Consider the following 12,409-nt stretch of genomic DNA (forward strand, 5'->3'; position numbering starts at 1 on the left):
TGAAACATGAATGACGAATTTTTTCGTAAAAATATACATGGATATGAAGCTTCAAAACAAAGCTTAAGTGAAGTTGAGAGAAAATTTTATAATGGAAAGATCGTGGTTTCACCGGCTTTTTTGTCGATGTTAAGGTCAGATCATCTGAATGTTGCGATATATGATTATTTTTCGGGTGAGGATGAGTTGAGTTTGAAGAAAAATCTCTATGCTGCGAGCGAGCTTACGGTAGAGATTTTGAAAAGTGGGGGGGAGAATGCGTTCTCGACGGATATTGAAATATTTTGCTCGTTGATGTCGGATTGTGATTCTATTTTGTTTGATATATGTAATTTTGATGGTGGGGGTTTTTCAAAAAACAAAAATAATCCATTGCTTCATCAGTTTGTATCCCATATGTACCAATTGGCAATTAGATCTAATTGGGATGAGTTGCAAAATAAAATTGATAAAATTTCTAAGAACGGTAGAAAGGACTGGAGAAGTGATGCGACAAATGGTAGGGATTTTTTTTCCCTGTTGATTGCTCGGGATGTAAGGGGGCTTGAAAAAGCTATTTCGAAAAAAGTGTCGGAAAAACCTTTGCGTCCTGTGGTTGATGGAGTGCTCTCTGTTGCGGCAACTTTGGAGGCGAAAATATGTTGGAGGCACGGGATTGAGGTGGAATTTGAAAGTTCATTGATTCCCGCAAATTTGCTCCCTGTAAGGCCACTGCCAGAATATAAAAATTCTTACGATTTCATGTTTGAAAAAAAGAAGGATGATGGTGGTGTTGCAAAAATTCTTAGAATGATGGGAATTCATCGATAATTAATGAGTTTTTGCTTATAAAAATAATACGAAACGGCGAAGTGATTCGAGCTTGGTGTTTGCCATAACTAGTAGTCGACGAGAATTATCATTCGATATTCTTAAAAAACTCTCACATCAATACGAGCAAGACGGCAGTGATTGTGAGCGGCGGCGATACAAAATCGTCGGCGGCAACGTGAGTGCGGACAAGGTGAATACGCGTGTATGCGGCGATCTGAACATCGCCAGCGTGCAGGACATGAGCCAGAGTTCGTCGCATCAACAGAGTGTGGGCGGCGGGTTCGACGTCGACGTCAAGGGCAGTACGGATCTGAAGGGTGCGTACATCACGAGTACGGCAGATCCGTCGAAGAACCAACTGACGACGGGCACGCTGACGTTCTCCGACATCCAAAACCACTCGGATTACAGCGCCAACAGTTTCGGCTTCGGCGGCGGAGGCACGTTCGGCAACGGCGGTGCTAACGAGCGTACGACGGGGCCGAGCTCGGGCAAGAACACGGGTGGCATCGCACCCATGCTGCCGCAGTCGGAGAGCGGCAGCGAGCGAGGTGTGACGTGCAGCGGCGTGAGCGAAGGCACGATCACGCTGACGAACGGCGCGAATCAGACGCAGGATCTCGCCAGTCTGAACCGCGACGCGTCGAACCTGAACGAAACGGTGAACCGCACACCGGATTTGCAGAACCTGCTTAACGATCAGTTGCGCCTGATGGCGGCCGCGACGGCGGCCGGGGAAGCGGTGGCGCGGGATATCGGGACGTATGTAGATAAGAAGCGAGAGGCTGCGCTTGATCTGGCCAAAAATACGACCGATCCAGACTTGAAGGCTCAATATCTTAAGGAAGCCGACGCTTGGAAGGAGGGCGGCGACTACCGCGCGGCGATGCAAGCAGCCGGTGGCGCAATTGTGGCTGGCCTCGGCGGCGGCAATGCGTTGGGCGGTGCGTTGGGTGCAGGGTTGACGTCAAAGCTTGGCGGAACGCTGAACGAATTTAGTGAGAGCATTCAGAACGCCCACCCGACGGGTAACGCCGATATCGATCAGGCGTTGGCGCAGATCGTGGTGACCGGTGTTGGTACTGCGGTTGGAGCAATGGTTGGTGGTGGTTCGGGAGCGTTTGCTGGGTATAACGTTGATCGGTTTAATCGGCAGTTGCATCCAATGGAGGAGCAGAAGCTTAAGCAACTGCAGCAAGGAAAATCTCCCGAGGAACAATACCGATTGGCTGCGGCGAGCTGTGCGCTAGTTCGCTGTGCCGACGGTATTCCCGACAGTGATCCGAGCAAACTGGTATTGCTTAAGATGCAGACGGATGGGGCGCAATACTCCGCCGAGCAAAACGTTCTACGGCAAGCGGGCGCTTTTGACGGATATTCTAAGTCCGACTTCATCAACGACAAATACGATCGATATCAGATCGGGAATCGTACAACTGGCGCTGTACAGGCTGTGGTAAGCGCGGCTGTCGGAGTTACTGCAATTGGTGCAGGGTGCTCGAGCGTCGTCGCATGTGGGGTTGCAGCTATTGTGGCCAGTAGCAGTTTCGATTATTCGAGGGCCGGGTTCATACAAGCTGTCAACGGGGGATATACCCCCACGTACGGAGAGCGCGCACTTCAGAGCTTAGGCTTGGATTCTCAGTCGGCAGCGTTGGCATATGCTGCATTGAGTTTGGGCGGGGCAGCGACAGGTTCCGTGATACAAACGCAAGCGGGAAAGCAGGCGGCAGCATTTAACGAAGCGGCCCGCCTGACTTACACAACCGAAAAATTCGGGACTCAAGGTGTTCAGGTGTCCGGCGCCGTTATGCAAACGCCCCAAGCACAGGCGATAGTTGACGTATATCTTGCGGCGGGATACGCGCAAGACGACGCGGTACGATATGCGAGAAACCTGATTAGTTCGGGGACGACATTGCCAACGAAGTTCGACGTTGGCTCGAACACAGAGTTGATCAAAATTATGCCGAAGGGAATTTACTCTGGTGACGTAATAGGCGAGACATCACCGTACTTTATTACGCGAGCGGAGTACGAATCGTTATCGAAGTTGCCTGTTGACCAGATTGCAGCAAAGCTTGGTTTGCCAGCTATGCAAGCTATTCGGGGCTCGCAGTTGGGGTTCGACGTTTATTCGATGTCCCCTCTGCCGAAAACGGTGCCTGTAGCATTTTCGAGCCAAGTCGCTCCTGTTCAGCAGGGCGCTTATTCGGCGCCAGGCGGTGCACAACAAATACTTGTGCCCAATCGCACGCAGTGGACTGATCCAAATGCGAACAAGATCGGCGAGATAATGGGGTTACGTCAATGGACCAAGTGAAGTTAAGAAAGTACGCGGAGCTTTTGGATGCTGAAATTCGTGCCAATCTCGGCGGAAATGCGGACGTAGATTGGTTGTATGACTATCCTCCGTTAGTTGAGGCGATTGAGGATGCGCGTGCGGGGCGGATAGTTCAACCTCGCGATCTGGGCTTGGCCAGATGGGAAATGGAGTCAAACATTCAGGCGATAAGAAGCGTGTCGCACCGATTAGCACAATTTGAGCTCTTACTTGAAGGGTTGCCGATTGTCGGTGATGAAGACTAATAGGTTCTCCCCTTCGCCGATCGCTCGCTCGTTCAGAGTTCGGTAACTATGAATTTCGCGGTAATGAAGTGGCTAGAATCTGCGGAGCCCTGAGCAACCTAGATACTGAGCCGCAGTTTTCGGCCGTTTACGAACGATCATGGTCGTGGGATACAACTAACCCACTCCCTTGCGTTTGGTGGGTATCGCTGGCTGGTAATCGGTGTGATTGTAGTGGTCTAATCTCCCCAGACACCAATTAAGGCGAGAATACTCGCTATGAAGTGGTGTCTGACGATCCAACAACGTCGTTCGTTTTCCCCTGAGTTAAAGCGCAGTGCTGCGTCTCTGGTCCTCGACCAGAGCTATAGCCATGTCGATGCCAGCCGGTCGGTCGGCGTTGCCGAGTCCGTTTTGCGTTGCTGGGTTGATCAGCTCCAGCTTAAGCGCCGTGGTGTTACCCCTCAGAGCAAAACCCTTGCGCCGGAGCAGCAGCCAGGCTGGTGAACACGGGCTTATTCAACGGCACGCGCTGGTACTCGTGCCGATTACCCGTGGGGTCCGGGGTTCACTCACGCCACTGTCGGTTATGTGGCTCACCAAACCATACTGTCGGCACAGCCCCGTGATCGGCGAGCCTGCATCGGCCTCCTCCCAGAAACCCAATGTTCTGCGCTTCGGTGGCCGATTGAAATCTGTCGGCACCGTTTTTTCTGTTGAGGGGGGGGCGGGGACAGATGAGCAAAAAGACAAAGTTGGGACGGCCAGTGAGTGGTAAGTTGCCCCCCTGGCGGCGACTCAACGTTTCCCGAAAGCGTGGAAATCAAGGTGACGTGCCTCAACGTTCCGCCTCGGAGATTTCCGGGGGGATTGCTGCATACGATTTGACTGCGGCGTCTGTTGCATCGCTCTCGATGAGAGTCTTGCTTTCGTCAAGCGGGTCATCCGTATCGCACAGGTCGCGTCTCGCCGCACTTGTACGAGAGAGCCCGGGTCGCTCGTTCGCGCTTACCGGTCGTGCACAAACGTGAATATTCATGAAACTCTCTATACCGTCCTGCGTCGGTCCCGCGCCTTTCCTCCAAGCCAATATACTGGGCATCGGCCCGCGTCACAGGGCGCAAGCGTGGGCGTCAGACTGTATTGGTGTTGGTAGTGGCGCCTCGGTCGACATGCCAACTCGCCTTGGTCCATCACCAAATTCACAGTTGATTGAATCACACGGCTTTGATTCCGGCTCAGGCCAAAGCCTGCCAGTCATTCGATGGGAGCGGTTGAGCACGGGTGCGCCAGGCATGGTGTCGAGCTACGCCCAGCGACCCACGCCTCCCAAAACGCCAGAGATCATTGAGCAAGTGTTGCGGGGCAGTTGGGAGCCCGGCGTGATGGCGAGTCCCGCCCAGCGACCACCGCGTCCCGAAACGCCAGACATCATTCGGCAAGCGTTGCAGGGCACGTGGCAACCCGGCGTGATGGCGAGTCCCGCCCAGCGACCGCCGCCTCCCGAAACGCCGGAGATCATTCGGCAAGCGTTGCAGCGCACGTGGCAACCCGGCGTGATGGCGAGCCCCGCCCAGCGGCCACAGCCTCCCGAAACACCAGACATCATTCGGCAAGCGTTACAGGGCACGTGGCAACCCGACATGGCGTCGAGCCCCGCCCAGCGACCACCGCCTCCCGAAACACCAGACATCATTCGGCAAGCGTTGCAGGGCACGTGGCAACCCGGCGTGATGGCGAGCCCCGCCCGGCGACCACCGCCTCCCGAAACACCAGACATCATTCGGCAAGCGTTGCAGGGCACGTGGCAACCCGACATGGCGTCGAGCCCCGCGCAGCGGCCAGCGTCTCCCAAACCAGGCAGCGTTCAGCAAACGTTGGAGGGCACGTGTGGGCACGGCATGGGGTCGAACTCCGCCCGGGGACCGATTGTCGTCGAAAGCAAGAAAGCGAAGGCGAGGAACGCCATGTTGAGGGAATGGGAGGCGCTCAGCAGCGAGCAAATTGAAGACGAGGGGGGTATCAGAGGATTTGCCGAGAAGCGCAACGTGCGTTATGCCACGATGAGGATATACCTCCGTGCATCTGGTGGGCTGCGCCCCCGTGGTAATGACCGGTTCCGCGTCAAGGCGAGGCCAGTGACCAACGCCGTATTGAATGAGTGGAAAAAGCTTACCAAGGAGCAAATTGAAAAAGTCGGTGGCACGGAAGGTTTTGCTTCGAAGCATAACGTGCGCCTTGCCACACTAAGGATGTACGTCAGGGCATCCGGTGGGCTGAGTCCGGATGGTGAGGAAAGGCTCCGCGCGCACGAGATGAAACCGGTAACCAACGCCATATTGGAGGAGTGGAAAAAGCTTACCAAGGAGAAAATTGCAGCGGAGGGTGGGCTCCGCGGTTTCGCCAGGAAGCACAACGTGCTCTATAAATTGCTAGAGAGGTACGCTTGTGCAAGCGGCGGGCTGAGGCCGCATGGCGAGGATCGGCTCAACGGGCATGAGAAGAATCCGGTCACCGACGCCATGTTGGAGGAATGGGACGCGCTCGGCGAGGAACAACTTAAACGCGAAGGCGGCTTCACGGGCTTTGTCAAGAAGCACAACGTGGCTACGGCCAAACTACAGGTATACGTCTATACATCCGGTGGGCTGAGACCGCGCGGTCGTGCCAGGCTTGGCAGGCATAAGCGAATTGGGATCACCAACGCCACGTTGGGAGCATGACAACAGCTCGGCAGGGAGCAAATCAAAAATAAGGGTGGCATCATCGGTTTTGCCAAGAGGTGCAACGTGCCTGCTGGCGCAATAAAGACATGTGCCTATGCAACCGGTGGGCTGACCCAGGGTGGCGAGAACTGGATCGGCAGCGCGTCGTCCCCGACCAGATCAAAGGCGGCCCCATTGCGTACCTGGGGCCAAGCCTCTCGGCTGTTCCTCCGTTGTGAGTGACTTCCTCATAATCGCTAACGGCCGTCGCCCAAGTGACGACGTCACTGGCTAAGCGCGCAACGCTTCACCCCTGTGCCATCACCTGCTGCGCAATTGCCGTCGTTATCCCCATCTTGTCGTGACGCGTGCGCTCAAGCAGTCCGATACTTCGCTGCTCGATCATGCCGGGTAGCGGAAGAATCCGTAGCGAATCGTCTTGTGCCCACGTCGCGCTTCTCAGCATCGGCACAACCGCAATCCCCACGCGTTGACGCACCAGCGCCACGATCCCTTCTATCGACGACAACTCCAAAAAATCGCTCACCTTCACATGTTGGCGTCGCACCGCCCGATCGATAAGCACGCCGGTGCGCTGCGTTCGATCAAACCGCAAGAACCGTTCCGTTTCCAGCAACTTCGCGACCGATCCAGTCTTCAACGCCGACGACGCCAGCAGTACCAACGGCTCACGATACAACGGCGTCCACCGCACGCCCGCCGGACGCCTTCCCGACGCTTCCACCAGTACCGCACAATCGATCTCGCCGGCATCGAGTTTCGCCGTCAGCTCAATCGAGCGCGCTGTCTGAATCAGAATCTCCAGATGCGGCTGCGCCTGCTTGATCTGCGATACCGCACGCGCCAACGCACTCACCGCCGATTCCACCGCACCGATCGTCACCGGACCGGCTGTCGACTCGATGCCCGCGGCTAATGTGCGCATCGTCTGATACTGCGCCAGCAATTGCTCCGCATGCGGCAGCAGCAGACGTCCCATCGCGTTGAGCGCAACGGACCGTCCCACGCGATCGAATAGCGGATGGTCGAATTCCTCCTCCAGCGCACGCATTTGCATGCTCACCGCGGACTGCGTCATCGCTAGATGTTCGGCGGCCGCAGCGAACGATCCATGCCTCGCGACTGCCACAAAAGTCCTCATAAATCGCAGATTGCTCATAGATCGCTCGCCGTTTTCGGTTGGGAGAATAGGAGAATTCGTCCCGAAAAGCCGTCGTCAATACATCAAAAAATTTGCGATGACGGATCACAAATTCTAGCTTTTATTGGTTTTTTGGCACAAGCAGAATGGGGCGAAGCGAGTGCGGTCGGCTTGCCGCGAAAACACTTCATAGATGAGGAGTCTCCCCATGGAAGTTTCGGTCGGGCGCGACAGCGCCGCAAACGCCGCGGTCCCTGAGCGCTCGGGAAAGCGAATCGACGTCGGCATCATCGCCGTGTCCACCATTGGCAACGCGCTCGAATGGTTCGACTTCACCGTATTCACCTTCTTTGCCGCGAACATCGCACGGCAATTCTTCCCCAGCGATAACCCGACGGCAGCCCTTCTCGCCGCATGGACGACCTTCGGTGTCGGCTTCCTGACGCGTCCACTCGGCGGCATCGTTCTCGGTGCCTACGCTGACAAGCACGGCCGCAAATCTGCCTTGCTGGTCACGATCTCCGTCATGGCGCTGGGCGTCGCGGTGATCGCCTTCGCGCCCACTTATGCGCAGATCGGCATGGCAGCCCCCGTGCTGATGCTCATCGGACGCTTCCTTCAGGGATTCTCCGCTGGCGGCGAAGTCGGTAGCGCCACGGCATTCCTCGTCGAGCATGCCCCGGTCGAGCGACGCGGTGTGTACGGCAGCTTCCAGATGATCGCGCAGGCGTGCAGCATGCTGCTCGGCGCTATCGTGTCCGTGGGCATCACCCAATCGCTGACACCCGAACAAATCGATGCGTTCGGCTGGCGTATTCCGTTCGTCATCGGTTTGCTGATCGTTCCCGTCGGACTCTATGTGCGTTCGCGGCTGGACGAGTCGCCGGTGTTCAAGGATGCGCGTCACCAGTCCACGCAAAAGCGCTCGCCGTTCCTCGAGTCGATCACGATGCACTGGCGTCAGGTCGTTGCCGGATTCGGGCTGACGGTGTACGGCACCATCGGCACGTACATCTTCTATTACTACATGCCGAGCTACGCAACGAAGTCGCTGGGCATCCCGTTCAAAAGCAGTGTGATCGCGTCGCTGTGCGCTGCTGTCGCCTACATCGTCGGAACGTTTGCCTCGGGACGCCTTTCGGATTCCATCGGCCGCAAGAAGCCGATGACCGCTTCGGCGCTCATCAGCCTGGTCATCGCGTATCCGTTGTTCCTTGCCGTCAGTCACGTGCCGACCCTGCCGATGCTGATTTTCGTGCAGTGCTGTCTGATGCTCTCGCTGGGTCTGTTTCAGGGCTCGTACTGTGCCTTCGTATGCGAACTCTTCCCGTCGCGCGTGCGGGCGACGTCGATGGCCATCGGCTACAACTTTGCGGTGATGATCTTCGGCGGTTTCGCCGGCGCGATCGCCACGTTGCTCATCGGCTGGACCGGCGACAAGCTCGCCGTCGTGTACTACGGCCTCTTCGGTGCAGCCGTGGGCCTCGTCACGATCTTGTCGCTCAAGGACCGCTCGCGGCAGCCGCTGCTGTAACCCTTCATTCATCACGGCGCCCGGCGTCTCGTCGCCGGTGCGCCTGCATCACCCCAGCCCATCCTGCCTCTGTCCAATGGCGTGACCCATGTCGTCGTTGCTGTCGTCGGCACCCCCGACGCACACGACATGACGCGCGCCATCCGGGGCATTCCTCAAGAGACGATACCGATGTCCATCATTCCTGAAATCGCCGAGCGTTCGGCAGAACTGCAAGCCATTCGACGCGATATCCACGCTCACCCCGAACTGCGCTACGAAGAGGCGCGCACGTCCGACATTGTGGCGAAGCTGCTCGAATCGTGGGGGATCGAAGTCACGCGGGGGCTGGGAAAGACGGGCGTCGTCGGCGTACTGCGCAACGGTACCGGTAAGAAGGTCATCGGCCTGCGCGCCGACATGGACGCCTTGCCGATTCAGGAACTCAACACGTTTGCACACGCGTCGCAGTACGCGGGGAAGATGCACGCCTGTGGTCACGATGGCCACACCGCCATGCTCCTCGGCGCGGCACAGCATCTCGCCAGGCACCGGACTTTCGACGGCACCATCGTTTTCATCTTCCAGCCAGCGGAGGAGGGCGGTGGCGGAGCGAAAGCCATGCTGGAAGACGGACTGTTCGAGAAGTTTCCGGTCGACGCCGTATTCGCGCTGCACAACTGGCCGGGCCTTGCCGCCGGCAGTTTCGGGGCGCGCGTGGGCGCAACGCAGGCGTCGAGCAACGAGTTCCGCATCGTTGTCAAAGGCACGGGAGCTCACGCCGCGATGCCGCACGACGGTATCGATCCGGTCCTCACGGCCATGCAGATCGGCACCGGATTGCAGAGCATCATGACGCGCAACAAGCGTCCGATCGACGCCGCTGTTTTGTCCATTACGCAGATGCAGGCGGGCGAGGCCATCAACGTCATTCCGAACACGGCGACGCTGGCTGGCACGGTGCGCACCTTCTCGCTCGACGTACTCGATCTGGTGGAGACACGCATGCGCGAGTTTTGCGAAGCGACCGCCGCGGCCTACGGCTGCTCGGTCGAATTCTCGTTCCTGCGCAATTACCCGCCAACGGTGAACACTGCTGCCGAGACACAGTTCGCAGTCAACGTCATGCAGGAGATCGTGGGGCGCGATCACGTCGTCAGTCCGATCGATCCGACGATGGGCGCGGAGGACTTCTCGTTCTTCCTGCTGGAGCGTCCCGGTTGCTACGCGTACATCGGCAATGGGACGGGGGATCATCGCACCCATGGGCATGGCCTCGGCCCGTGCATGTTGCACAACACGAGCTATGACTTCAACGACGACGTGCTGACACTTGGCGCCACCTATTGGGTGCGGCTGACGGAAGCGTTTCTGGTGGAGTGACGCACGATGATCATGAGTCCGTTTTCGGATAGCTATCGCCAGGCGCGCATGCGCTTTGCCGACGCCGCCAGGGAGGCAGGCGTGGAGGTGACGAGTCATGCCATTCCCGAGGTCATCGGCCGGGAAGGCGAGGAATTGGTGACGGACGTCGTGCGTTTAGGGGCAACCGACGCGCGGCGATTGCTGATCCTCACCTCGGCTACACACGGTGTCGAGGGCTTCTGCGGGAGCGCCGCGCAGATCGCCTTGCTTGGCGACGAAGGGTTGAAGGCGCGTCTCGATAACACGGGCGTGGCCATTCTGATCGTGCATGCTCTCAACCCTTACGGTTTTTCGTGGTTGTCGCGCACGAATGAAGACAACGTCGATCTGAATCGGAACAGCATCGATTTCTCACAGACGTTGCCTGTCAACATGGCCTACGCGGATTTGCACGACCTGCTGGTGCCGTCGACCTGGCCGCCGTCCGACGACAACGCCCGGGCGATTTCGGATTACATCGCGACGCATGGCGAGTCGGCTTACCAGCGCGCGCTGACAGTCGGGCAGTACGCGTTTGCCGAAGGGCTGTTCTACGGCGGACGCGAGCCGGTATGGAGTACACGATTGATGCGCACGCTGATCGAGACGCACGCGCAGCAGTGTGATGCGATTGGCTGGATCGACTTCCATACCGGTCTCGGTCCGCCAGGTCACGGAGAGAAGATCTGTGTCGGTGCGCTCGACGCCGCAGAGTTGGCCCGTGCCCGCACATGGTGGGGCGCCGATCTTGCCAGTCCGCTGGACGGGACGACGGTGGCGTCAAACGTCGGTGGACCATTGCTGGACACGCTGCGCACCGCGCGAAGCGATGCACAGGTGACGGCGATGGCCATCGAATACGGTACAGTGCCGCTCGTCGACATGCTGCATATGTTGCGAGCGGATGCGTGGCTAAGGCGACATCCGGATGCCCCGGAGGCACAAGCGTCGGCGATTCGTCAGGCGGTGCGCTCGGCCTTCTGCTTTGACGATGCCGTATGGCAAGGGCAGATTCTCGGGCAAGCGCGTGTGGCGATCCTGCAAGCGGTGACGGGGTTGAGTCGTCACCCCATGTAAGCGATGCGTTCGCGTTGTCTGTCAGGGGAATTCGCGATTCGCGCGATTTCGCGCGACAATCGCGAATCAGGCGCGGCAGGCAAGATGAGCCGGTCGATCGCCCGCCCCAATCACGCAACGCACCACGCAAACGTACATGGCATCTCACGTGAAGAAGTCTTTCGTCGGCCGAATTCGAGATCAGCTCGATCAGCTCTCCCCATCGGAGCGGCGTCTGGCGGAGTTCGCACTGGATTTGCCGGGGGACCTGGCGGGGTACACGGCGTCTGAGCTGGCGACGCTCGCGCAGGTTTCCAACGCCACCGTTACGCGCTTTGTGCGACGTCTGGGTTACGAGTCGTTCGACGAAGCCCGCAAGCATGTGCGCTCTGAGCAGCGCGCCGGTTCACCGCTCGCGATGGCAGCCACGGCACCTGCTGCGGATGCCGTCGCCGACGATCTCGTCGGCGCACAACGTCAACAAAGTCTCGCTAACATCGACGCCACCTATCGGCGTCTCTCGTCCAGCGAAATCGAACAGATCGCGACGGCGATTCTCGAAGCACGCAAAGTCTGGGTCGTCGGCTTCCGCTCCAGCCATCCGCTGGCGATGTACTTCCGCTGGCAACTTCTGCAAATCGTCCCGAGCGCGCAGGTGATCCCGGGCGCCGGGGAGACGTTGGGCGAACATCTCGCAGGCATCGGTGCCAACGACGTCGTGGTCGTCTTCGCGCTGCGTCGTCGTATACGTCAGATGCCGAGCGTCGTTGCGCAACTGGCGAAGGCCTGCCAGAACCTCGTCTACATCACCGAGCGCAATGCCTCCACGAAGGCACCGGCGAAGTGGACATTGCAATGTGATGTCCAGGGGCCCGGTGTGCTCGATAACCACACAGCCGTGATCGGTCTGTGCCACCTGATTGTCACGCAGGTGATGACGCTGGCGGGTAATCCGGGACGTCGTCACCTCGGGCTCGTGGAAGCGTTCCACGACGCGCTCGACGAAATCTGATCCCCCCCGGGTGGCGACGCCGCCCTCGTAAGCCCCCATTCCTCCTGGTGACGTCCCCGATTGGCATTCTCCGCCAAGGACACCGTATGTCCGGTGAAACCCTGATATGAAAAATAATTTTCAAAAACAAATAATCTGAAAAAATATTAACTGATCAGAGTTCATCAGAGGGCGAG

Annotated in this window: 9 protein-coding genes and 1 pseudogene; 9 read left to right on the forward strand and 1 reads right to left on the reverse strand. The window is 58.1% G+C overall.

Annotation, left to right across the window (positions count from 1 at the left end):
* The first annotated feature begins 6 nt into the window (after nucleotides 1-6).
* The 5 genes and pseudogenes from PI93_RS05645 (at nucleotide 7) to PI93_RS05665 (ending at nucleotide 6,104) form a co-directional block, all read left to right on the forward strand.
* Entirely contained in the window at nucleotides 7-810 is an 804-nt protein-coding gene (locus PI93_RS05645) for an Imm49 family immunity protein (protein ID WP_144400154.1), read from the forward strand.
* A 55-nt stretch (nucleotides 811-865) separates the two neighbouring features.
* Nucleotides 866-3,136, forward strand: a complete 2,271-nt coding sequence (locus tag PI93_RS05650) for a hemagglutinin repeat-containing protein (RefSeq protein ID WP_236109292.1) — start codon at nucleotides 866-868, stop codon at nucleotides 3,134-3,136.
* Nucleotides 3,124-3,402: a hypothetical protein gene (locus PI93_RS05655; RefSeq protein WP_039375210.1), complete on the forward strand. Its 279-nt coding sequence runs from the start codon at nucleotides 3,124-3,126 to the stop codon at nucleotides 3,400-3,402. The genes PI93_RS05650 and PI93_RS05655 overlap by 13 nt, the downstream gene beginning before the upstream one ends.
* 258 nt (nucleotides 3,403-3,660) lie before the next feature.
* Nucleotides 3,661-3,876 (forward strand): annotated as a pseudogene (locus tag PI93_RS05660) (transposase); the annotation flags it as partial.
* A 1,406-nt stretch (nucleotides 3,877-5,282) separates the two neighbouring features.
* Nucleotides 5,283-6,104, forward strand: a complete 822-nt coding sequence (locus PI93_RS05665; protein WP_144400155.1) for a hypothetical protein — start codon at nucleotides 5,283-5,285, stop codon at nucleotides 6,102-6,104.
* A gap of 289 nt (nucleotides 6,105-6,393) precedes the next feature.
* Here PI93_RS05665 and PI93_RS05670 read toward each other — a convergent pair whose 3' ends face one another.
* Nucleotides 6,394-7,266: a LysR family transcriptional regulator gene (locus tag PI93_RS05670; RefSeq protein WP_039375213.1), complete on the reverse strand. Its 873-nt coding sequence runs from the start codon at nucleotides 7,264-7,266 to the stop codon at nucleotides 6,394-6,396.
* A gap of 190 nt (nucleotides 7,267-7,456) precedes the next feature.
* Here PI93_RS05670 and PI93_RS05675 point away from each other — a divergent pair, with 190 nt between their 5' ends.
* The 4 genes from PI93_RS05675 (at nucleotide 7,457) to PI93_RS05690 (ending at nucleotide 12,233) form a co-directional block, all read left to right on the forward strand.
* Entirely contained in the window at nucleotides 7,457-8,782 is a 1,326-nt protein-coding gene (locus tag PI93_RS05675) for an MFS transporter (RefSeq protein ID WP_039375215.1), read from the forward strand.
* Between the two features lie 171 nt (nucleotides 8,783-8,953).
* A complete protein-coding gene (locus PI93_RS05680) occupies nucleotides 8,954-10,144 on the forward strand; it encodes a M20 aminoacylase family protein (RefSeq protein ID WP_039375216.1) in 1,191 nt (396 codons plus the stop codon).
* A gap of 12 nt (nucleotides 10,145-10,156) precedes the next feature.
* Nucleotides 10,157-11,242, forward strand: coding sequence for a M14 family metallopeptidase (locus PI93_RS05685; protein ID WP_328803348.1), 1,086 nt, complete (start codon nucleotides 10,157-10,159; stop codon nucleotides 11,240-11,242).
* A gap of 136 nt (nucleotides 11,243-11,378) precedes the next feature.
* Nucleotides 11,379-12,233 carry a MurR/RpiR family transcriptional regulator gene (locus PI93_RS05690; protein WP_039375219.1) on the forward strand — a complete coding sequence of 285 codons (855 nt, stop codon included), beginning with the start codon at nucleotides 11,379-11,381 and terminating at the stop codon, nucleotides 12,231-12,233.
* Nucleotides 12,234-12,409: the final 176 nt, after the last annotated feature.

This window comes from Pandoraea fibrosis, assembly GCF_000807775.2.
Classification (GTDB): Bacteria; Pseudomonadota; Gammaproteobacteria; order Burkholderiales; family Burkholderiaceae; genus Pandoraea; species Pandoraea fibrosis.